At 71.7% G+C, this 22,484-nt stretch carries 17 protein-coding genes; 8 read left to right on the top strand and 9 right to left on the bottom strand.

Annotation, left to right across the window (positions count from 1 at the left end; all coding sequences use genetic code 11):
• Positions 1-72: 72 nt before the first annotated feature.
• Entirely contained in the window at positions 73-276 is a 204-nt protein-coding gene (locus HKK74_RS29315; RefSeq protein ID WP_187246608.1) for a cold-shock protein, read from the bottom strand.
• A 391-nt stretch (positions 277-667) separates the two neighbouring features.
• On the opposite strand from HKK74_RS29315, the gene HKK74_RS29310 reads away from it, so the two are divergent.
• The gene (locus tag HKK74_RS29310; RefSeq protein ID WP_187246607.1) at positions 668-862 is read left to right on the top strand and encodes a DUF5999 family protein; all 195 of its coding nucleotides are present in this window, start codon (positions 668-670) and stop codon (positions 860-862) included.
• Positions 863-890: 28 nt separating this feature from the next.
• Here HKK74_RS29310 and HKK74_RS29305 read toward each other — a convergent pair whose 3' ends face one another.
• Complete coding sequence (locus HKK74_RS29305) at positions 891-3,422, bottom strand: LuxR C-terminal-related transcriptional regulator (protein ID WP_246492097.1); 2,532 nt, start codon at positions 3,420-3,422, stop codon at positions 891-893.
• Between the two features lie 220 nt (positions 3,423-3,642).
• Here HKK74_RS29305 and HKK74_RS41625 point away from each other — a divergent pair, with 220 nt between their 5' ends.
• Positions 3,643-5,070, top strand: coding sequence for a dihydrolipoyl dehydrogenase family protein (locus tag HKK74_RS41625; RefSeq protein WP_312881893.1), 1,428 nt, complete (start codon positions 3,643-3,645; stop codon positions 5,068-5,070).
• On the opposite strand, the gene HKK74_RS41620 is transcribed toward HKK74_RS41625, so the two are convergent.
• Together HKK74_RS41620 and HKK74_RS29290 are read right to left on the bottom strand one after the other, a co-directional pair.
• Entirely contained in the window at positions 5,071-10,170 is a 5,100-nt protein-coding gene (locus tag HKK74_RS41620) for a cation-translocating P-type ATPase (protein ID WP_222722867.1), read from the bottom strand.
• Positions 10,171-10,464: 294 nt separating this feature from the next.
• Entirely contained in the window at positions 10,465-10,821 is a 357-nt protein-coding gene (locus tag HKK74_RS29290; RefSeq protein ID WP_187246606.1) for an STAS domain-containing protein, read from the bottom strand.
• Between the two features lie 717 nt (positions 10,822-11,538).
• On the opposite strand from HKK74_RS29290, the gene HKK74_RS29285 reads away from it, so the two are divergent.
• From HKK74_RS29285 to HKK74_RS29270, 4 genes are all read left to right on the top strand, one after another.
• Positions 11,539-12,213, top strand: coding sequence for an SRPBCC family protein (locus HKK74_RS29285; RefSeq protein ID WP_187246605.1), 675 nt, complete (start codon positions 11,539-11,541; stop codon positions 12,211-12,213).
• Complete coding sequence (locus HKK74_RS29280; protein ID WP_187246604.1) at positions 12,210-13,385, top strand: zinc-dependent alcohol dehydrogenase; 1,176 nt, start codon at positions 12,210-12,212, stop codon at positions 13,383-13,385. Before HKK74_RS29285 ends, HKK74_RS29280 begins: the two co-directional genes overlap by 4 nt.
• 381 nt (positions 13,386-13,766) lie before the next feature.
• Positions 13,767-15,101, top strand: coding sequence for a TrkH family potassium uptake protein (locus tag HKK74_RS29275; protein WP_187246603.1), 1,335 nt, complete (start codon positions 13,767-13,769; stop codon positions 15,099-15,101).
• On the top strand, positions 15,094-15,756 hold the full coding sequence (locus tag HKK74_RS29270) for a potassium channel family protein (protein ID WP_187246602.1): 663 nt from the start codon (positions 15,094-15,096) through the stop codon (positions 15,754-15,756). The genes HKK74_RS29275 and HKK74_RS29270 overlap by 8 nt, the downstream gene beginning before the upstream one ends.
• Before the next feature lie 26 nt (positions 15,757-15,782).
• On the opposite strand, the gene HKK74_RS29265 is transcribed toward HKK74_RS29270, so the two are convergent.
• The 5 genes from HKK74_RS29265 to mscL all read right to left on the bottom strand — a co-directional run bounded on the left by HKK74_RS29265 (position 15,783) and on the right by mscL (position 20,622).
• Positions 15,783-16,919, bottom strand: a complete 1,137-nt coding sequence (locus HKK74_RS29265) for an acyltransferase family protein (RefSeq protein WP_187246601.1) — start codon at positions 16,917-16,919, stop codon at positions 15,783-15,785.
• Positions 16,916-17,860: an alpha/beta hydrolase gene (locus tag HKK74_RS29260; RefSeq protein WP_187246600.1), complete on the bottom strand. Its 945-nt coding sequence runs from the start codon at positions 17,858-17,860 to the stop codon at positions 16,916-16,918. The genes HKK74_RS29265 and HKK74_RS29260 overlap by 4 nt, the downstream gene beginning before the upstream one ends.
• A gap of 126 nt (positions 17,861-17,986) precedes the next feature.
• Entirely contained in the window at positions 17,987-18,646 is a 660-nt protein-coding gene (locus HKK74_RS29255) for a response regulator (protein WP_187246599.1), read from the bottom strand.
• Positions 18,643-19,983 (bottom strand): sensor histidine kinase, encoded by a 1,341-nt coding sequence (locus HKK74_RS41615; protein ID WP_312881892.1) that lies wholly within the window; start codon positions 19,981-19,983, stop codon positions 18,643-18,645. Before HKK74_RS41615 ends, HKK74_RS29255 begins: the two co-directional genes overlap by 4 nt.
• Before the next feature lie 201 nt (positions 19,984-20,184).
• Positions 20,185-20,622: a large conductance mechanosensitive channel protein MscL gene (gene mscL / locus HKK74_RS29245; protein ID WP_187246598.1), complete on the bottom strand. Its 438-nt coding sequence runs from the start codon at positions 20,620-20,622 to the stop codon at positions 20,185-20,187.
• 208 nt (positions 20,623-20,830) lie between these two features.
• On the opposite strand from mscL, the gene HKK74_RS29240 reads away from it, so the two are divergent.
• Together HKK74_RS29240 and HKK74_RS29235 are read left to right on the top strand one after the other, a co-directional pair.
• On the top strand, positions 20,831-21,745 hold the full coding sequence (locus tag HKK74_RS29240; RefSeq protein WP_187246597.1) for a Sco1979 family transcriptional regulator: 915 nt from the start codon (positions 20,831-20,833) through the stop codon (positions 21,743-21,745).
• Positions 21,746-21,848: 103 nt separating this feature from the next.
• Complete coding sequence (locus tag HKK74_RS29235) at positions 21,849-22,433, top strand: RNA polymerase sigma factor (protein WP_222722866.1); 585 nt, start codon at positions 21,849-21,851, stop codon at positions 22,431-22,433.
• Positions 22,434-22,484 lie beyond the last annotated feature (51 nt).

The raw sequence follows: 22,484 nt of genomic DNA, 5'->3' as shown, positions 1-22,484 counted from the left end.
TTGATCAAGTGCGTCAACGGGACACGGCCCGTCCCGCGATCGCGGGACGGGCCGTGTCGGGACCGGGGTGGGTCAGATCGGGCTGACCTGCTCCGCCTGAAGGCCCTTCGGGCCCTGCGTGGTGGTGAACTCCACCCGCTGGTTCTCCTCGAGGCTGCGGTAACCCGAAGAGGTGATCGCCGAGTAGTGCACGAAGACGTCGGCGCTGCCGTCGTCAGGCGCGATGAACCCGAAGCCCTTTTCGGCGTTGAACCACTTGACGGTTCCCTGGGACAACTGCTTCTCCTTCAAGAGAGCCTCACCGGACCGTCAAGTCGACGGACCTGGGCTGCGTGGCGGACTGTGGCTTGCATCCGCCGGAATCTTCTCCGGAGAAGCAAAACGCCCGCTGTCTGCTACTTCCGCGAGCGCTTCACCAAGCTCAAACGTACGAGGAAAACATGACTGCAACACGGGCATCATACCCGATCCGGCCCCATCCGCACGGCCGGGCGCACTCGACGCGGGCGAGGGCCGCGCCGCGCTTCCTACCTGGGTAAAGCCGTACCCATGCCAAGGGAATAGGTATCAATATGGGGATTTACCCCGTGTTGGCCAACCCTTGCCCCGAGCAATGCTGGTCTCAGTTGACCGGTTCCACGACGCCAAGGAAGGAGGACCGCCGATCATGTGCCAGCACAAGCCCGCCTGTCCTCCCGCAAATGCTCTCGATCACGACGCCGCTCGCCTGGTGGCGTTCCACCCGGAACAGGGGTGGGGCCTGCTGTGCAACGGGGTCGTGGTGTTCGACGACAACGGGGAACTGATGCCCGACGGGCGCAGTGTCCCTGCTCAGCGCACCGCCGTCCTCGCGGCGGCATGAGCGGCGCCCGGCGGCACGGGCGCCGCCGCTATGCACCGCTTTCCTGGGCGCCGGCCTCCTGCTCGCCCACCCACACCGCGATCTGGGTACGGGAGTTGAACCCGAGCTTGCCGAGGATGTGCTCGATATGACCTTCGGCCGTCCGTTGCGCGATCGTCAGCGTCGTGGCGATCTCCTTGTTGCTCAGCCCCTTGGCGACGAGCCGGGCGATCTCGGTCTCGCGGCGGGTCAGCGGTGAGGGTGCCGCGACCTTCTCCTGGGTCTCCTCCGTTGAGACCCGATCCTGCAGGGCGTAACCGAGCGCCGCGTCATGGGCCAGGGCGGCGCCCCGTCTGACAGTGTCCCGGAAGGCCGGGTCGCCGAGTGCCTGCCGAGTGATGGACTCGCACCTGTCGTGGAAGCCCATGAGGTGCCCGAAGCCGGAGAGCGTGGCACCCATCGCCCCCCAGACCGTCTGTACGACCCCCAGCAACCGCGCCGCCCTCTGGTGCCGGCCGTCGGCCGCGGCGATCCAGGCGAGCAACTCGATGTTGATCCCGATACCGATCATGTCGTCCACCGACCGGGTGAAGCGCAGGCTCTCCTTCGCGAGGGCGGCGGCGCGTTGTGTGTCGCCCTCCCGCCAGGCCGCGATGCCCAGCGCGAGCATCGCGTAGGCCCGGTACCAGCGCTCCCCGTGGGCGTCGCAGAGTTCGAGGCACTCCCCGGCGATCGCGCCGGCCTGCCGCGGATCGTCCGCGAGGCTGTGGGTCAGGGACAGCCGGATGAGCGTCATGGCCAGCCCGGCCGGGTCTCCGGCCGTGCGGAGACGGTCGGCGGCCTTCGCGTACGACGCCACGGCGGACTCCAGGTCCCCCCGCAGGGTCGCCAGTATCCCGGTGCAGAGGTCGGCGTGGCCCGGCATCGACGGCGGCCCCACCCGCTCCCCGAGGGACCGGCCCTCCTCCAGCATCTCCATGATCCGGCCCGGCGGTCCGCCGGGGTCCGCGCCGCCCTCCGAACGGCCGGTATCGGCCAGGAGGACGGCGAGCCGGCCGGCGGCGAGCAACGCCCGGGCGCGCACCTCGGTGGGCCCGGTCTCGATGGCGAGACCCCGGTCCAGCCAGCGGCCGCCCTCGGCGAGGCGCCGACTGATGATCCAGTGGTCGCCCAGATCGGCCGCCATGCCGAGCCCGGTCGCGACCTCGGCCCGGTCGGCGAAGCAGTACTCCAGCGCCGCGCGCAGATCGGCGTGCTCGCGCCTCAGCCGCATGAGCCTCGGCACCTGGGCCGGGCCGAACGACCGTGCGTGCGCGTCCGCCGCCAGCCGCCGGTAGTGGTCGCGATGCCGGCGCCGCAGTACCGGTTCCTCCCCGGCTTCGCCCAGCCGGTCCAGACCGTACTGACGGGTCGTTTCCAGCAGGTGGTACCGCACGCCGGCCGGGTGCTCCTCCCGGACCAGCACGGACTTGTCCACCAGGCCGGTCACCAGATCGATGATCTCCTCGCGCGCGATGCCGTCGCCCGCGCAGACGGCCTCGGCCGCCTCCAGGTCCAGGCCTCCGCGGAACACCGAGACGCGTGCCCACATCAGGCGCTCCCGCTCGGTGCAGAGATCATGGCTCCAGTCGATCAGTGCTCGCAGCGTCCGGTGGCGGGCCGGAGCGGTGGGCGATCCTCTGGTGATCAGCTGGAACCGGTCGTCGAGCCGCTGGAGCAACTGCCGGGCAGAGAGCACCCGCATCCGCATGGCCGCCAGTTCGATGGCGAGCGGTACGCCGTCGAGCCGGCGGCAGATGCCCGCGACGGCGTCCCGGTTGGCCTCGGTGACCGCGAAATCGGGCACGACGGCCCTGGTCCGCTCGGTGAAGAGCTGCACCGCCTCGTTCTGCGTGACCGACCGGAGCGAAGAGCTCGAGCCGTCGGCTCCGCCCGGGGCCGGCAGCGGCGGGACGACCAGCAGATGCTCGCTCGCGATGCCCAGCGCCTGCCGGCTGGTGGTGAGGATCCGCAGGTCGGGAGCGGAGCGAAGCAGCGTCTCGGTGGTCATCGCGCAGTCGCGCAGCAGATGCTCGCAGTTGTCCAGGATCAGCAGCGCCTGCCGGTGCCGCAGCCCTTCGGCCAGTGCCTCCAACGCCGAATCCGGCGAACCCGCCTGGCGATCACCGGTCTGATCGCCTCTCTGGGGATCACCGGTCTCGGAAACCCCGGTCTCGGAGGCCCCGGTCTCGGAATGCCCGGCCGCGGGAGCCCCGGTCTGGAGGCCGCCCGCGTGGAGGTCTGCGGCTTGGAGATCCATGACCGCGGTGATCGCCTCGACGAGCTGTTCCGCGTTCTCGAGATCGGCCAGCTCGACCAGCCGGACGCCGTCCCGGAACGCCCGCCGTACGTCGCCGGCGACCCGCGTGGCGAGCCGGGTCTTGCCCACCCCGCCCATGCCGGTGAGGGTCACCATCCGGGACGTGGACAGCAGGCGCTTGACCTCGGCCAACTCGTGCCGACGTCCGATGAAACCGGTCACCTCGGCCGGCAGCTCGCGCCGCTGCCGCCGAGTCGAGGCACTCGATGCCGTTCCGCTCATCACATGTTCTGTACCGGCCGGGCGGACTGGAATCCGTCGCCCCCTACTGAAATCGCTCATATTGGAACCGACACAATCCATGTTATGTAGCGACCGTTGGACGTGCACCCCGGAACCGGGCTTTCGCGGCATCTCGTGGTGGCCCGCGAGATCAAACCGGTCCGGGAGGGCAACGGCGGTGTGACAATCGAGGCGGAGATTCCACAGCCGAGGAGACGACGTGAGCGACACATACGACGTGGTGGTCTTGGGCGCGGGACCCGCGGGAGAGAACCTCGCCGACCGTGCCCACGCCGCCGGCCTGTCGGTGGTGATCATCGAGCGTGAGCTGGTCGGCGGTGAATGCTCGTACTGGGCCTGCATGCCGAGCAAGGCGCTCCTGCGTCCGGTCGCCGCCCGCCACGATGCCCTGCGGGTCGACGGCGCGCGGCAGGCCATGTCCGGTGATCTGGACGTCGCCGCCGTGCTAGCCCGCCGCGACCGGTTCGCGTCCGACTGGAACGATGAGGGGCAGGTCTCCTGGCTGACCGGCGCGGGGATCGACCTGATCCGCGGGGACGGCAGGCTCGACGGGGAACGACGGGTCACGGTCACCGTGGCGGACGGGGGCACCCGTTCCATCATGGCCAGGCACGCGGTCGCCGTGGCCACGGGCAGCCGGGCGGCGCTTCCCCCGGTGCCCGGCCTGGCCGATGCCCGGCCCTGGACGAGCAGGGAGGCGACGAGCGCGAAGCGGGCGCCCGGGCGACTGATCGTGATCGGCGGTGGGGTGGTCGGCGTGGAGATGGCCACCGCGTGGCGGGCGCTGGGCTCCGAGGTCACCCTGCTGGTCCGGGGATCACGGCTGCTGACCTCCATGGAACCGTTCGCGGGCGAGGCCGTCCTCGCGGGCCTGCGGTCGGCCGGCGTCGATGTGCGCACGGGCGCCTCCGCGTCCTCCGTGCACCGGGAGGGCACCGACGGCCCGGTCACGGTACGGCTCGACGGCGGCGGCGAGGTGGAGGGCGACGAGATCCTCATGGCCGTCGGCCGCGAGCCGAACACCGACGACATCGGCCTGGAGACGATCGGGCTGGCCCCGGGCTCCTGGCTCGCCGTCGACGACACCTGCGTGGTGGAGGAGGTGCGGGAGGGCTGGTTGTACGCCGTGGGAGACGTCAACCACCGGGCCCTGCTGACCCATCAGGGGAAGTACCAGGCGCGGGTGGCGGGTGACGCGATCGGGGCCGTGGCAAGCGGCGAGCCGCTCGAGACGGGGCGGTGGGGCCGGCACGTCGCGACGGCCGACCATGCGGCCGTACCGCAGGTGGTCTTCACCGATCCCGAGGTCGCCGCCATCGGGCTCACCGCCGAGCAGGCCCGCCGGGACGGACGTGAGATCAAGGTCGTCGACTACGAGATCGGCCAGGTCGCTGGAGCGGGGCTCTACGCCGACGGCTTCCAGGGGTCGGCCCGGATGGTGGTCGACACCGAGCGTGGCCACCTGGTCGGGGTCACGTTCACGGGGCCGGGCGTCGGCGAGATGCTGCACTCCGCGACCATCGCCGTCGTGGGCGAGGTGCCCCTCGAGCGCCTCTGGCACGCCGTGCCGTCCTACCCCACGATCAGCGAGGTCTGGCTGCGGTTCCTGGAGGAGTACGGCTGCTGATCAGGACTGTGCCCGCGACTCGACCGCCCGCGACTCGACCGCCCGCGCCGCGATCGCGGCGCTCACGGTGCCGGCGGCGGCGGACCCGAGGACGATCGTCCACGCGACCGGGCCCAGTGGCGTGCACTGGAAGAACGTGCTGACCCCCGGCGTCTCGACGATGGCGGCCAAGATGGCGCCCGAGACCACGACGGTCGTGATCACCAGTGGGCTGTGCGAACTCGTGAGCAGTGTCTGACCGAGTTCGGTGCCGACCAGCGCCGCCAGCGCCATGGTGCTGGCCCGCCGCCGCCGGCCGGTGAAGGAGCCCAGTTGCCAGGCCAGGGTCGCCCCGAACGCCGTGGCCGCCCCGCGCACCGCGATGGTACGGGCGAGTTCGGGACCGAGCACCGAGGGGACCGGGCCCGTGGTCAGAGGGCCGGCCTCCTGGCCCTCCTCGTCGGCCTTGGCCGGTGCCAGCGCCACCGCGAGCGAGGGCAGCATGTCGGTGAGGAGGTTGACCAGCAGGAACTGCCGGGTACCGAGCGGGGCCTGCCCGGCGATCGCGGTGGCCAGCAGGGTGAAGGCCACTTCACCCGCGTTGCCGCCGACCAGGATCGACACGGCGTCGCGGACGTTGCTCCACAGTGCGCGGCCCTCCAGCGCGGAGTCGACGATGCGGCCGATGTCGGGATCGGCGAGCACCAGGTCGGCGGCGTTGCGCGCCACCGCGGACCCATGGCCGGAGACCCCGATGCCGACATCGGCGAGCCGGATCGCGGGGGCGTCGTTGCTGCCGTCGCCCGTCATGGCCACCACGTGGCCGGCGCGCTGCAGCGCCTGGACGATCCCGACCTTCTGCTCCGGAGAGACCCGGGCGAACACCGTGCTCGCCGCGATGCGCGCGACCCGCTCCTCCTCCGGCAGCACGTCCAGTTCGGCACCGGTGAGGACATGGTCGGCGTCGGGGATGCCCAGCATCTCGGCGATGGCGACGGCCGTGATCGGATGGTCTCCCGTGATCATGGTGACGCGGACGCCGATCTCGGTCAGCCGCCTGACCGCCGCTGCCGCCGACGGCCGCGGCACGTCGGCGATGGCGACGAATCCCAGCAGCGTGAGGTCCTCGGCCACCTCGGCCACCTCGATCTCGGCCGGATCCTGCTCGGCGCGCAGATGGCGCTCGGCCACCGCGAGCACGCGCAGGCCGTCCTCGGCGAGCCGGCGGACCAGCGCCTGCGCGGCGCGCTGGCGGGACGGGGTCATCGGGGCCGTCGGCATCGCGTCCTTCAGCGCCGTCGCGGCGATCCCCTTCGGCATGGCCGCTCCGGCCTTCGCCCGCTGAGCCTTGGCCCGGGTGATGAGTACGGAGGAACAGCGCGCGAGCACGACCTCGGGGGCGCCCTTGACCGCGAGGTGCAGCCTGCCGTGCTCCTTGCCGAGTGAGGCCGCGTAACCGCGGCTGGTCTCGAACGGAAGCTCGTCGATGAGCCACCAGTCGTCGTCCAGGGCGCTGTGGGTACGCGCGCCCTCGACGATGGCCCGGTCGGTGGCATGGGCCATCGCCAGCCGCCCGGTGCCGTCCGGCTGCGGGCTCGCGTGCGCGGCGACCTGCAGCAGACGTCGTCCGAGGTGGCTGTCCAAGCCGATGTCGCCGCCCGGGCCCGCCACCCGGGTGACCGCCAGCCGCCCTTCGGTGAGCGTGCCGGTCTTGTCGAAGCAGATGGTGTCGACCCGCCCGAGCGCCTCGAGCGACCGGGACGAGCGCACCAGCACGCCCCTGCGGGACAGGCGGCGGGCGGCGGCGAGCTGCGAAACGGTCGCGACCAGCGGCAGGCCCTCGGGGACGGCGGCCACGGCGATGGCGATGCCCGACGACACCGCGTCGCGCAGCCCGATCCCGCGCAGGATGCCGAGGCCGGTGACCGCCAGCCCGGCGAACCCGGTCGCCGGGAGCGCGATGCGCGTCAGCTCACTGAGATGGACCTGCAGGCCCGCGGGCGGGGCGGCCCGGCCGGCCGCGGCCGTCGCCCGCCCCGACTGGGTGGCGGCGCCGGTCGCCACCACCACCGCGTAGCCGGTGCCGGTCAGGATGGCCGATCCCTCGTAGACCATGCAGGTGCGATCTGCGAGGGCGGCCGCCGGAGTCGGTTCCGTCGTCTTGGTGACCGGCAGGGACTCACCGGTCAGGCTCGACTCGTCGACCTCCAGATCCTCGGCCTGCAGCAACCGCGCGTCGGCCGGCACGACGTCCGAGGGGGCCAGCATGATGACGTCGCCGACGCGCAGCCCACGAGAGGGGACCTTCTCGACGCCGGCCGCATCGAGGCCTTCGAACAGGTCGTCGACCACATCCGCGTCGGGCGGTGTCCAGAGCACTTTGCGCGCAGGCAGTTCCTCGCTGATGAGCAGCTTGCTCAGGGCCCGCTCGGCCCGGATCCGCTGCAGGCTGCTCACCGCCGCGTTGCCGGTGATGACGCTCCCCACCAGCCAGGCGTCGACACTCGATCCGACGATGGCGGACGCCGCGGCGCCGAGTGCCAGCACCGGTGTCAGCGGGTCGTGCAGCTCTTCGCCCATGGCCTTGAGCAGCTCCGCCGAGCCGCGGGCCGGGGTTACGACGAGCGTCGACGCCGGGCCGGTGATCCACCCTGGTGGCCGGGGCAGACCGGCGGGCGGGGTGAGCCGGGTGCGCGCCGAGCGGAGGGCGGCCTTGATGCCATGACCGGCGGCGGGCCGGCGGTCCATGTCGCGTGCGGCCGAGGCGAGGCGGACCAGCGCGTCCTCGGCCGTCAGGGTGTGCCACGCGGCCCGGGTGACCGGCTTCGGGTCCGGCTCCGCCGCCACTCGGCGGGCCGCCAGCACGCCGCCGAGCAGGGAGATGAGGGACGCGCTGTGCACGGGTGCCATGCCGAAGGCGCTGCGGTTCGGCTGGCCAACGGACGAGACGAGGGCGCCCAGCGCGGATCCGCCGAGCCCGAGGTGCGCCGAACGGTCACTGACCTTCCGCGCGGCCGGCAGGGCGTGCATGAGCCGGCATACGTCGGCGAGCCCGGGGCCGACCAGCAGATCCGCCGACCATGGCACCGGTCCGGAGTCCCGCAGCACGCCCACGCCGACGTCCGCGGCGTCGAGGGCGGCGTCGTGCACCCCGGCGACCAGCAGGACACCGCGCCCGTCCTCCTGCATGGCCCGGATCTGGTCGGCGAGCGGCTCGGCGCCGGGCAGAACCTGGTCGGCCCACGAGAAGAGGTCGCCCATGCTGTCGTGGCCGGTGAGCACCAGCCGGTCGACGCCGTGGCGGACGGCCCCGAGCAGCGCGTCGGCGAGCGGGTCGAGTTCACACCCGACCCGTACGCGACCGAGCCGTGTCCCGGCCGAGTCGAAGAGGTCGAGGGTCAGCGCGGTGGCACCGTCGGGCCGGCCGGGGGCCGCGTCCGGTGCCCGTCGCAGCGTCCACTGCCGTTTGGACCAGGGACCCTCGCCCTGCATCTCGTCGAGCCGGCGCCCTCTCACGACCTTGCTCGCGATGCTCCAGACGTCGGCGTCCCGCAGGTCCGGGGTCGTCGCGGCCGCGGAGAGGATCTGCGGGCGCGCGCCGCACAGCACTTCGGAGTCGATGACGACGGTGTCGACCCGGTCAAGGCGCCGGAAGGCCGCGCCGTCGAGCGGCACGACCCCGCGACGGCACAGATCGCGGGCGAGCGTCGCCGCGAAGCCCTCCCGGCCGAATCGTGCGGCTCTCGGCAGCAGTACCAGCATCGCCTGCGCCGCTCGTTCGGGGCTGTGCGTCCAGGCGAGGACGCCGCCCGCGCCGACCAGCGAGGCGATCGACACCCGGTCCGCGGTTCTCTCGATCGGCCCCTTGGGCAGCGGCACCGGCCGCGGCACGCGCTCGTGCGTCTCGTACGGCAGGTGTTCACCCGAAGCGCACAGCTCGGGTTCCCGGTGGAGCCACACCGTGTGGCGAGCCTGATGCTCGGCGAGGTGGATCACCCGGAACAGCATGTCCAGCGCCAGCGGCGTCGGTGCCCGCGAAAGCCCGTTGACCGTGGCGTTGACGATGCCGAAGAGCAGTTCGGTGTTCACCGGGCCGATGCGACGGACGATCGCCTCCCACAGCCGCGGCTGCATCTCGATGATCGCGATCGGGGCGCGGAGCCCGCGCGGGATCACGGGCACCCAGGCCGGTGGGCGGGAAAGGGCGACCGCCATGGCGACCGCGTCCATTGCGAGGACGCCGATCGGTGCGGCCAGCCGGGTCGGGTCTCCGGGGTGCTGGCGTGTCCAGGGAAAAGTGTCGTCGCCGGTATCGTGCGCGTCCTCGACGGACTCGATGACGTCGACCAGGTCGTCGGCGCTGAGCTCACCGTCGTCGAAGGAGACCAGGATCTGTTGCGTCGCGGCGTTGACCGCCGCCCAGTCCACGCCCTTCAGGTCCTTCAGCGCGGCGGTGACCGCCTTGGCGAGCCGCCGGTGATGTACGCCGCGGCCGGTGAGACCGCGGACCTCGATATGGGCGCGGCCGTCGCTCGACCACACTCGCCGCCGGTGACGGACCGGCCCGAGGTCGCCCAGGGTCGCGGCCGCGGCCGACGCGATGGCGGACGCCAGATCTGTGGTGCCCTTGGCGGTCCGCACCGGCAGAACCCGGATCGAACCGGCCAGCGAACCGGCCGCCGAAACGGCTTCACCGGCGGCCGAGGCGGCGGACCCGGCGGCGGATCCGGCGGCTGAGGCGGCTCCACCGGCCATTTGACCGGCCGCGGACACGGCGCCTTCCGCGCCGCGCCCGACCCGGGCCGGGACGACATCGCCCGCCGCGGTGGCGGCCACCGAGACGAAGGCGGGCAGCAGGGCGACCGTGCTCCTCGCGATGTGAGCCTGCACGGCGCAGACCGAGCCGGCGATCGATGCGGCTTCGCGGGCCACGTCTCCGCCCGCGACCGCCACATCGCGGCCGGCATGGGCCAGGTCCCGGCCGGCATGGGCCAGGTCCCGGCCGGCATGGGTCATCTCCCGCCCGGCGGCGGCCAATTGCCGTCCGGCGATGGCCATCTCTCTGCCGGCGGAGGCGACTCCCCGGTGCGCCCGGGCGAGAGTCGCCAAGGGAGCGCGCACAGCAACACGACCGACCAGTGGACGCCCAACCACGCCAAACCCCCCGTATCAGCCTCGACCGCCCGGCCGAGCACAAGACCACTGGCCCCCCGGCACGGCGTGGCCGCTACGCCTGGGATCATGCCCTCCTGCCAGCGGCGATAACCCGCCGTCGGCGGCCGGCCGGTGCTCGGCCGGTTTTCGGTGGTGCTCCGGCGGCGCTCCGGCGGTCTCGTGCGTCTCGTGCGGCGCGCGTGCGGGGCTTCGTACGAGACCGGTGGTGTCAGGCCGGCGCCGGTGTCGTCGTCCCGGACATCACGGCTGGTCGGAATCGGTCAGATCCCGCGCCGCGTCGGCCAGCGTCGGATACGTCGCGACGAACCGGTCGAGGCCGGTGACCTCGAAGACCCGGTTGACCCGGGCGCTCAGGCCGACGAGCGCGAGCGGGCAGCCGCGCAGGCGCGCGTGCCGTTGCGCGGCCGCGGCGACGGCCAGACCCGCGGAGTCGCAGAACGCGACCCCCGTCATGTCGATGAGCAGCGGTGAGGTGTTCTCGTCGAGCAGTTCGAAGACCTGGGTGCGCAGTTTCGGGCCCGTGTGGACATCGATCTCTCCGGCGAGGATCAAGATGCGGCAGTCGAAACAGTCCACCAGGTTCGATTCGAGGTGCATTCCGTACCTCACCAGCGCGCATCGTCAGGTCACAGTGGTAACTCACCAGCATGGAGTGAACACGCACGGTTGCCAAGTGGCCTGGGCGAACTGGTCACGCAAAGTCACGCTGTCGGCCCGTCCGCGCGACAAGGTCGGCGACCAGGCCGGTCAGACCGCGCCGAGGGCCGCCAACCGGCTTCGGCGTCGACCGCGCACACGTTTGACGGCAGCTCAGAAAGATATAGCGGCATCGGCCGGGCCGGCACAGGCTATGGCTTCCCGCAGTGGCGGTAAAGGTTTCTCGTGGGCGCCGTGTGTCGCGTGACTCCCAGGTCGGCGGGGGTAGGGCACGTGGCACCGGTCAGTCTCGAGCCGGTCGGCCTTGAGCCGGTCGGTCCGGGCGTGGCCACAGCCGAGCGATCCGCTCGCATCCATGCCGACCCCACAAACCTGGGCGCCGGTCCTGTCCACGACGCGCACGAACGGTTCGAACGCATGCAACAGCGAATGCAGGGGCGGCGCAAGGCCGCCGAGCGAACGTCCTCTGGCCGAACATCGCGAGATGGCCGGCCCGGATCACAGACAGGCATCCTCGGCATCGCACTTCCGCTGGTCGACCGCATGACCACGTATTTGACGGAGCGGCAGCAGGGCGAGTCCCGAGGAGCCATGCCGAAGAGAATGGGTGCCACCTCGAGGAGCGCGGGCGCCGCCTCGAGAAGGACCGGAGTCTCCATGAGGAGGACCCGGACCGGCTCCCCGATGGCGCGGATGATGTCGCCCAAGGCCCGGAAGGCTTCACCGATGGGCCGGATGATGTCGCCCAAGGCCCGGAAGGGTTCACCGATGACGCGGATGATGTCGCCCAAGGCCCGGCGGCGGGGCTCGCCCATGACGCGCATGATGTCGCCCGGCGCCAGAAGGCGCACCGGCGGAGGCGGTGCGGGCACGAGGCGTCTGATCGGCATCGGGATGCTCGCCACCGGCGCCGGTGTGGCGCGATGGATGGCCTCGCGCACATCTCGGACCGCTCGGGAACGCGCCGAGATGAATCGCTGGACGATGGTGACCATCCTCTGCCCGCCCGAACGCCTGTCGTCGCGAGCCGACCTTCCCGAGCCGTTGGCGCGGCTCGGTGACGCGGTGGACATCAAGATCGCTCGCGCTCCGGGGGACCGCGGTACCGAACTCGGCGCCCGCCTGCGCGAGGCTCCGTCCTCGGGGGTCGGCGGCATCGCGTCGCGCATCTCCGGTGATGACCCACGCCGTATGTTGCGGAAGGCGCTGCGTCATTCCAAGTCACTGATCGAGACGGGAGAGGTGATGCGTCCGGACTGGCCGCCGTCGACGCACCCGACCCCGACGGGGAAGCTACTGGAGCTCGCGGGCCGACGAGGAGGACGACTGTGAAGGCGCTGTGCTGGGAAGGTGTCGACAAGTTGGCGGTCGAGCGGGTGCCGGACCCGCAGATCCTCAACGATCAGGACGCCATCCTCAAGGTCACGTTGACCACGACCTGCGGCTCGGACCTGCATCTGATCAACGGGTACATCCCCACGATGCGCGCGGGCGACGTCATGGGGCACGAGTTCATGGGCGAGATCGTCGAGGTTGGCCCGGGGGTCCGCCACCGCAAGGTGGGCGATCGCGTGGTGGTGTGCTCGTTCATCGCGTGCGGGCGCTGCTGGTACTGCACCCACGACCTGTGGTCCCTGTGCGACAACACCAACACGAACTGGGAACTGGCGCAGGAGATCTTCGGCTTCGAGACCGGTGGCGTCTACGGCTATTCGCACGCCATGGGCGGATACAAGGGCAGCCACTCGGAGTACATCCGGGTGCCGATGGCCGACTACGGCACCTTCCCGGTGCCCGACGGCGTCAGCGACAAGGACGCCCTCTACGCCTCCGACGCCGCTCCGACCGGTTGGATGGGCGCGCATCTCGGCGGGGTCCAGCCGGGTGACGTCGTCGCGGTGTGGGGTGCCGGCGGGGTCGGCCAGATGGCCGCCCGCGCCGCGGAGCTGCTCGGCGCCGAGCGGGTGATCGTCATCGACCGGCTGCCCGAGCGGCTGGCCATGACCGAGCAGTACATCGGCGCCGAGACGATCGACTTCTCGAGGACCGACGTCGACGCCGAGCTGCGCGAGCGCACCGGGGGCCGGGGGCCCGACGTCTGTATCGAGGCGGTGGGCATGGAAGCCGTCAGCAACAACGTGCGGCACGCCTACGACAAGGCCAAACAGCAGATCCGTCTGCAGCACGAGCGGCCCGTCGCGGTCCGCCAGGCCATCTACTCCTGCCGCAAGGGCGGGTCGGTGTTCATCCTCGGTGTCTTCGGCGGGCTGGCCGACAAGTTCCCGCTCGGCGCGATGATGAACAAGGGCCTGACCGTACGCGGAGCCCAGCAGCACGGTCACCGTTACATTCCCATGCTGCTCGAGCGCATCGCCGCGGGGGAGCTGTCCCCTGGACATCTCGCCACGCACGAGATGTCGCTGGACGAGGCCCCCAGGGGCTATGAGCTGTTCAACAACAAGAAGGACGGCTGCGTGCGCGCGGTGTTCCGGCCGCACGGCTGAGCGGCCACCTCGGTCACCTCGGTCACCTCCATCACGTCGAACTCGCGGCGGGCGTCCCGGTCAGGGGCCCGCCGCGAGTCCGTTCCGCCCTCCGTACGCGGCGGACGGAATGACGGAACCGGCGGTCACGCCGTACCGTCGCTGAGCGACGGACGCGCATCGTCACCTCCGCGTGCCTCCGCAGCATGCCCCCGCCTATCTCCGCGCACCGCCGTTCGGCGTGCTGTCGCATTGCCGGGGTGTGTGATTTGCAGGCGATGTACGGTGTGGGACGAATGCCGGAAACAGGTCGGCGCCGTCGGCCGGCCTCGCTCAGGGGGGTGCCGCATCCGCGCCGTGGGTGGCCGATGGGGCGGGCGTACGCGCGTCGGGGTGAGCGGGATGACCTTCGACCGGTTCCAGCACCCCGCACAGGTGGTCGTCTCCGCGTTCGGCGCCGCCGTGCTCCTCGGCACCGGCCTGCTGTCCACGCCGTACGCCACGACCTCGGGGGACCAGGCCCGCCTGCTCGACGCGGTCTTCACCGCCACATCGGCGGTCTGCGTCACCGGGCTGGTGACCGTCGACACCGACACCCACTGGTCGGTGTTCGGTGAGCTCGTCATCGCCGGGCTCATCCAGATCGGCGGGCTCGGCATCATGACGCTCGCCACCCTCTTCGCCGTACTCGTGTCGGGCCGGCTGGGCCTGCGCGCGCGACTGATCGCCCAGGCCGAGACCAAGACGCTGAGCATGACCGACCTGCGCCGGGTCGTGCGCAAGGTGGTGATCTTCAGCCTCACCTCAGAGGCGGTCATCGCGACGGTGCTCACCGCGCGCTTCGCGCTCGGATACGGCGAACCGTTCGGACAGGCCCTCTATCTGGGCGTCTTCCACGCCGTCTCGGCGTTCAACAACGCGGGCTTCGCGCTCTGGTCCGACAGCCTCGTACGGTTCGCCACCGATCCCTGGATCTGCCTGACCATCGCGATCGCCGTCATCGTCGGCGGGCTCGGCTTCCCGGTCGTGTTCGAGCTGCTGCGGTTCGGCCGCAGACCGGCGGGCTGGTCGATGCTCACCAGGGTGACCCTGGTCGGAACCTTCACGCTGCTGGCCGTCGGCACCGTGGTCATCACGTCGACCGAGTGGGAGAACCCGAGGACGCTCGGGCAGTACTCGGACCCGGGCCGGCTGCTGGTCGGCTTCTTCACCGCGGTGATGCCGCGCTCCGGCGGCTTCAACAGCATCGACATCGGCCAGATGCGCTCGGAGAGCTGGCTTGTCACGAACGTGCTGATGTTCATCGGGGGCGGCAGCGCCGGGACGGCCGGCGGCATCAAGGTGACCACCGTCGCGCTGCTGGCCTTCGTCGTCTGGGCGGAGATGCGCGGCGACACCCGGGTGAACGTCGGGCGGCGGCGGCTGCCCGACGACACCCAGCGCCAGGTCGTCGCCATCGTCCTGCTGGGCATCGGTCTCGTAGTGACCGCCACGTACGTCCTGATGGCGATGGTGCCGTACAGCCTCGATCGGGTGCTCTTCGAGGTGGTGTCGGCGTTCGGCATCGTCGGGCTGTCGACCGGCATCACCGCGGACCTGCCGACGGCCGGGCATCTGATGCTCATCGCCCTGATGTTCATCGGCCGCATCGGTCCGCTGACCCTGGCCTCCGCGCTCGCGCTGAGGGAACGTGGCCGCAGGTACGAACTACCGGAGGAGCGTCCGATCGTTGGGTGACATCGGGAACGACCCAGTGGTGGTGATCGGCCTCGGCCGGTTCGGCACCGCACTCGCGCTGGAGCTCGCCGAGCGTGGCACCGAGGTGCTCGCCGTCGACAGCCGACCCAAGATCGTGCAGAGCCTGTCGGGCAAGCTCACGCACATCGTCACCGCCGACGCCACCGACATCGATGCGCTGCGCGACCTGGGCGTGGCGGAGTTCTACCGCGCGGTGGTCGCGATCGGGAGCGACCTGGAGGCCAGCATCCTGACGACGTCGCTGCTCGTCGAGCTCGAGGTCGACGACATCTGGGCCAAGGCCGTCAGCCACCAGCACGCGCGGATCCTGGAGCGCATCGGCGCCCGCCACATCGTGCTCCCCGAGCACGACATGGGCGAGCGGGTCGCTCACCTGGTGAGCGGCCGGATGCTCGACTACGTCGAGGTGGACTCGAACTTCGCCCTGGTGAAGACCCGGCCGCCGAAGGAGCTCGTGGGCGTGCCGCTGGGCGAGACCAAACTGCGCAGCAGGCACGGCGTCACGGTCGTCTGTGTCAAGAGCCCCGGCGAGGAGTTCACCTACGCCGCGACCGACACGGTGCTGCAGTACGGCGACGTCATCGTGATCGCCGGTCCCATCGGCAAGGTGGAGCGGTTCGCCGAACGCACCTGAGCCGGGCCCCGCCGTTCGTGGTCGCGTCACTTCGGCCGGCCCGGCCGCTCGACGCGGTGGAACAGCGCCCACAACGCGGCGAGCGTCACGGCGAAGACCGGCAGCCACGCCAGCCGGTACAGCACCCACACCGGGTCGTCCGGCGCGTCGTGCAGGCCGGGCAGCGTACCCGCCGCGAGCCCGGTGAGCGTGACGATCATGAGAGCGGTCTGGTGCCAGCAGAACACCGTCATCGCCGACAGGTTCGCGAAGGCCACGGCCGCCCACGCCATCGGCCGCCGCATCCAGCGGGCCAGCCGGTGCCGGACGAGCAGGGCCAGGCCGATCTGGGCGACGCCGAACGTGACGGCGGCAAGCGTCGGCGGGTTGAGGTTGGAGATCGCCGCGCCGGGGACGCCCACCATGCTCGCCGGGTACCCGGCCCACGCCACCAGTGCGGCGGTACCGGCGGTCCCCGCGACGAGCAGCGCGACGGCGACGCGGCGGGACTCGAGCGCGCCCTTCGCCCACGCCACGCCCAGCAGGTACGGCACCAGCCAGCCGGCGATCACGTTGATCCAGCCGAGCCAGGCGGGGCCGCCGAGGCCGAACCGCGCCACGTCGACCACGGCCACCACGGCGGCGGCGACGAGAGCCGCGTACGGCTTCGCCCGGTGCAGCAGCGGGGTCAGCGCCGTGAGCACGGCATAGACGCACAGGAACCACAGCGGGCTGAGGACCAGCTTGAGCAGCGGGGCCGGGGGCAGGCCCGAGGCGATCAGTCCCAGTGTCATGGGCACCCAGGCGAGCAGCAGTGCCGCCACCGGCCGGAAGAGCCGGAGCATCCGGACGCGCACCCATGACGTGTACGGCCGCCGGAGCCCGAGGACGGCGGTGTGGCCGCCGACGAAGAAGAAGACGGCAAGGGTCTGCAGTGCCCACGAGACCGCGGTGGTGGCGGGCATGGACGACAGCGGGCTCTCCGTGTGCAGCCGGGTCCCGCCGTCGCCGCCGATGGGCCGGCCGGCCACGAGCGCGGTGACCGCCCAATGGCCGAGTACCACCCCGAGGATGGCCACGGCGCGCAGCGCGTCGACCGCGCGGTCGCGGTGCGCGGGCGTCGCCTCGTCGATCCGCCGGGCCAGTGCGGTGAGCCGGGACGGCAGGGCCGGGGCGAGCGTCATCGGGTCACCTCCGCGCCCCGGCCGAGTGCGATCAGCGCGAGGTTGCGCAACGCCTGGCCGCCGGGCTCGAGGTAGTCGCTGTGGCCCCCGTCGCCGGTCCCGAACGGCCGGGCGCCGAAGCCGCGGGAGGTGGGGTCGGCGCCGAGTCCGGCCCCGAGAACACGGAGCTTCGGAACGTACGCAGTCCAGTCGCCGCTCGCCCGTCCCGCCCACACGCGAGCGTCGGTGCGCAGGTCCCGTACGGAGCGGACGACCATGCCCGGGCTGCCGAACACCGCGAGGTCGGCGACCTGCACCCGCCCGGCGGCCCGCGCGCACACCACCGAGCCGTAGCTGTGGCAGAGCAGGCTGATCCGCACCGGGTCCGTGGCGTCGCCGCTCGTGTTCAGCCAGCCGGTCAGCCGCCGGAGCGAGCGGGCGCCCTGATCGGCCCGCCGGGTCGTCGCCACGTCCAGGCTGAGCGTCGCCGGCGCGTCGTACCCGAGCCAGGCGATCACGGCGAGCCCGGAGCGCGGATCGATGCGCCGGGCCTCGGCGATCACCGCTCTCGCCCCGCCGCCGGGGGAGGCGGTGCCGCGCGAGTCGAAGGTCGCCGGGGTGGTGTCGGCGCCCGGGACGAGCACCGCCACCCGGCGGGCCGTGGACAGGTCGCCGATCACCTCGACCGCCCGGTGGCCGTCGTAGGTGAGGAACCGGCGGCCGGGCGCGGCCAGCGCCCGCAATCGCCCGGCGGTGGTACGGTCCCCGGCGGTCAGCGCGGCCCGCGCGTCCGCGACGACCGCTCGCCGGTTCTCGGCGTACCGCTCGGTCAGCGCCGTGTGGGTGAGGGCGGGGAGCGGCCGTTCCACGCGGGGGGAATCGGGCCGCGCACCGGCCACGGCCGGGATCGCGAAGCCGCCGACCGTGACCAGTGCGGCGAGTGCCACTCGGCCGTGTCGCATGGGGGTCCTTCCTGTCCGGCCGGTGTTCTCCGGCTGATCAGGAAGTTATGGATCGGGCCCGCTGACCCGAGTCCCCCCGTGGAGTGGACCTGTGGCTACCCCGCAGGGGGCACGCCGGCCAACGGGTCAGTCCCCGGGGCGGATCAGGCCCGTCTCGTAGGCGTACACGACCGCCTGGGTACGGTCCCGCAGGTCGAGCTTCATGAGGATGCGCCCGACGTGGGTCTTCACCGTCTGCTCGGCCACGATCAGGCCGGCGGCGATCTCGGCGTTGGACAGCCCGCGCGCGATCAGGCCGAGCACCTCCGTCTCTCGCTCGGTGAGGTTCTCTGCGCGTTTGCGCCGTGGAGCCCTGGGGGTGCCCAGCCGGGCGAACTCGGCGATGAGCCTGCGCGTCACCGTGGGTGCCAGCAACGCCTCGCCGGCCGCGACGACGCGTACGGCGTTGGCGAGTTCCTGTCCCGACGCGTCCTTCAGCAGGAAGCCGCTCGCACCGGAGCGCAGGGCCTCGTAGACGTAGTCGTCCAGGTCGAAGGTCGTGAGGATGAGGATCTTCGGGTGCCCCTCTTCGGCCGTGATGCGCCGGGTGGCGGCCAGGCCGTCGAGCACCGGCATCCGTACGTCCATGAGGACGACGTCGGGGCGCAGCTCGCCGGCCTTGGCGACAGCCTCTTCGCCGTTCGCGGCCTCGCCCACGACCTCGATGTCGGGCTGGACGTTGAGCAGGATGGAGAAGCCGGACCGCACCATTCCCTGATCGTCGGCCACCATGACCCGGATGCTCATGTCTCCCTTTCCGTTGGGCCGCCTCGGCGCCGGGCGGGGTCCCGCGGCGGTGTTCCGCGATGAGCCGTCGCGGCCCATGGCAGCGTGGCGGTGACGGCGAAGCCGCCGTCGGGCGTGGGTTCGGCGACCAGCTCCCCGCCGAGCATGGCGGCCCGTTCGCGCATGCCGACCAGACCGTGCCCGCCGCCCGCTGCGGCGACCGGCGACGGTTCCCGGCCCGGAGCGGACCCCGGCCCGTTCACCACCCGCAACGTCAAGGCGTTGCGGCCGTAGGCGACGCCCACCTCGACCGAGGCGCCCGGCGCGTGCTTCATGGCGTTGCTCAACGCCTCTTGCAGGATGCGGTACGCCGACAGGCTCACGCCCTGGGGGAGTGGCGCGGGCGCACCGCTCACGGTGGTCGTCACGCTGACGCCGCCGTTGCGGGCGGAGGCGACGATCTCGTCGAGCCGGTCCAGTCCGGGCTGCGGCACGGTCTGCGGGTCGTGCTCCGTGCGCAGGACGCCGAGGATGCGGCGCAGCTCGGTGAGCCCCTCCAGGGCGCTGGAGCGGATGTCGGCGAAGCTCTCCGCCAGCTCCGCCGGAGGGTCGGCGACCTTGTAGGGCGCGGCTTCCGCGTGAATGGCGATCACGGACATGTGGTGCGCGACGACGTCGTGCAGCTCCCGCGCGATGCGCTGTCGCTCCTCCAGCACCGCGCGTTCCTCTTCATGGCGCTGCCGCTGCTCGACCAACTCGTGCTGGGCGTTGCGCCGGGCCCGCACGTTGATGCCGAGCAAGACCGGCATCGAGACCAGGATCGCGACGCCGACGGCGTTCTGGGGGAGGAAGGCCGACCCCAGTGCCAGGCAGATCACCCACCCCGCGGTCGTGATCGGCCGGTCGTAGCGCGCGGCGACCGTGTAGAGGCAGTAGAACAGCGCGACGACGCCCGCCGTGAGGAACGGGGCGTGCAGCAGGTCACGGGCCACGCCGACCGAGCACAGGCACGAGAGCACCGTCAACGTCCACGCGAGGCCGGGCCGGCGGTCGCGGAGCAGCAGCGGCAGCGTCATCAACGCCGTCAGGAACAGCAGCGTGAAGTTCGGGTACTCACGGCCGAGCTTGATGTTCGCCGCGTCGAACTCCCCGTAGCCGGCGCCGAGCAGGCTGAGTGTGAGCACGACGTCGAAGGCGACGACGAGATCGATGCCGAACCTGCGCGGGCGCCGTGACCGGTCCGGCGGCTCGCCCGCCGTCCGCACCGCCCGGCCCAGCGGCCCGAGCGCCCGCAGCACGCGAGAGCCACCTGCCCGGAGGCGGGTGGCCTGGTCGTTCCCGGCGGGGGCGGTGCTCACGCGTTCAGGCTAGAGCGCCGGTACGACCGGATCGTGCCGCCTCCGGATGATTGCGCCGTAACCCTCAGGTAGGGGGTGGTCCATCGCGGTGGTTCATCGTGGTGGTTCATCGCGCTGGTCCATCGCACGTGTCCGCGGGTGCGGCGGGGAACGGCGCCCCGATGATCACGGGGCGGCGCCCGGGACGGCCCGGTGACCGGCTCACGCGCTCGGGACCGGCCGGGGGTCGCCCGGCTGCTCGGTGGCCGGCGTGATGGGCGCGGTGCACTCGGGGCAGCGGCGGGCCGCGATCGGGATGCTCAGCGTGCACTCGGGACAGGCCCGCTCGGTCGCCGCCTGGTCGCGCTCGAAGAACCGGAGCAGCCGCGCCACCGGCAGCACGACCACGAAATAGATCACGGCGGCGGAGATGAGGAAGGACAGCATCTCGGAGAGGAAGGTGCCGTAGGTGAAGCGTGACTTCCCGACGGCGAAGGCCAGATGGTCGAGGTTGGGCTTGCCGCCGGCAAGGGACAGCAGGGGGTTGATGAAGGACTCGACGAACGCCTTCACCAGGCCGGCGAACTGGGTGCCGATGACGACGGCCACCGCGAGATCGACCAGATTGCCACGCAGGAGGAACTTCCTGAATCCACTCATGGGCTGACAGGTTTCCAGATCCGGAGCTCACTACTTCTGTGATCGCCGAAGAGACGCGATCGCGTCCGGGCGGTTGCTTCGCGCGGGGGCCGAGAGCGGTCGCCGGGGCCGTACGACTCATGCGGGTGACAGTATGTTCATCGCACTGTTTTCCACCGCCGCTAGTGTGAGACTCTCGGTTGGTCGCATCGGTACGTGGGGAGCGGACATGAGCGCTGTTCGGGCTGCGGGCACGCCGCCGGACGTGCAGTTCTCCGACCCGCAGCACTCGGGGCACTCGGGGCCGACGGTGTCGCGGATGTTGCTGGGCGCGCAGTTGCGCCGGTTGCGGGAAGCCGCCGGGGTCACCCGGGAGGACGCCGGATACGCGATCCGGGCGTCCGAGTCCAAGATGAGCCGGCTGGAGCTCGGCCGGATCAGCTTCAAGCCGCGCGACGTGGCCGATCTGCTCACGCTGTACGGCGTGGGCGACACCGCCGAACGCGCGGTCCTGCTGGCCGTCGTCGAGCAGGCCAACGCGCCGGGCTGGTGGCAGCCCTTCAAGGATGTGCTGCCGGGCTGGTTCGAGCCGTATCTGGGGCTGGAGCAGGCCGCGTCTTTGATCCGCACGTACGAGGTGCAGTTCGTTCCCGGGCTGCTGCAGACCGACGACTATGCCCGGGCGGTGATCCGGCTGGGCCACGAGAACGCCTCCGAACTGGAGATAGAGCGCCGTGTCCAGGTCAGGGCGCACCGTCGCGGGCTCCTGCGCGAACCCGGTGGCCCCAAGCTGTGGGCGGTGCTCGACGAGGCGGCGCTGCGGCGGCCGTTCGGCAGCGCCGCGATCTTGCGCGCGCAGTTGGATCACCTCATCGAGATGGCCCGGCTCCCGCAGGTCACGCTGCAGGTGATTCCGTTCAGTGCCGGCGGCCACGCCGCGGCGGGCGGACCGATCACGATCCTGCGCCTGCCCGAGGGCGACCTGCCCGACGTGGTCTATCTGGAACAGCTGACCACCGCCGTCTACCTCGACAAGCCGGCCGACACCGAGCACTACTGGCATGTGATGAACCAGCTCGGCATCGAGGCCGCGGTGCCGGGTGAGACCACGGCGCTCCTGCGCGGGATCCGCGAGGAGATCTAGGCGGGTCCGCCGCCGCGGGCCTGATCGCGGCGGTGCGAGCGAGCTCGCGGTGGCATGTCGGGAAAAACGCGTTATTTGTCCTATATCGGGCATGTTTCCGCAGGTGAGGGCAGAAGCCGGCCCGACGGGGATCGCCCCCGTGGGCGGCGGTATCGAGGACACGGCCTTGGCGGCACGGGCGCGGCAGGGACGGCTCGACGCCTTCGAGGAGCTGTCCCGGCGCCACTACCGCGCTCTCTACCGCGTCGCACTGCGCATGCTCGGTGATGTACGCGACGCCGAGGACGCCACCCAGGAGGCCTTCGAGCGGGCCTGGCTCGCGCTGCCCGGCTTCGAGGGCAGGGCGGCCTTCCGTACCTGGATCTACCGCATCCTGACCAACGTCTGCCTCAAGAACAGGCAACGGCATCGCCACATCCTGCTGTCGCTGGACGAGGCGCGGGACGCCCCCGACACCCCGCAGTGCGAACCGCAAGAGATCGTCGAACGGGCCGATCGGGCCCGCGCCCTGCGCCGCGCCATAGCGGCCCTGCCCCCGGAGCAGCGCTCCCCACTCGTTCTGCGGGAGTACGCCGGCTGCTCCTACCAGGAGATCGCGCAGATCCTCGGCATCAGCATGGCGGCCGTCCGGGGCCGGCTGCATCGCGCGCGCGTCGAGTTGATGGAGGAAATGCGCCCATGGGCGTGACCCTCGCCCCGCACGCCGAGGCGCACCCCCTCTGATCGGCCATGGGCCGCC

Origin of the sequence: Actinomadura alba, assembly GCF_014323705.1 — a bacterium.
Taxonomy (GTDB): domain Bacteria; phylum Actinomycetota; class Actinomycetes; order Streptosporangiales; family Streptosporangiaceae; genus Actinomadura_C; species Actinomadura_C alba.
This window is presented reverse-complemented; position numbering and strand designations above follow the sequence as displayed.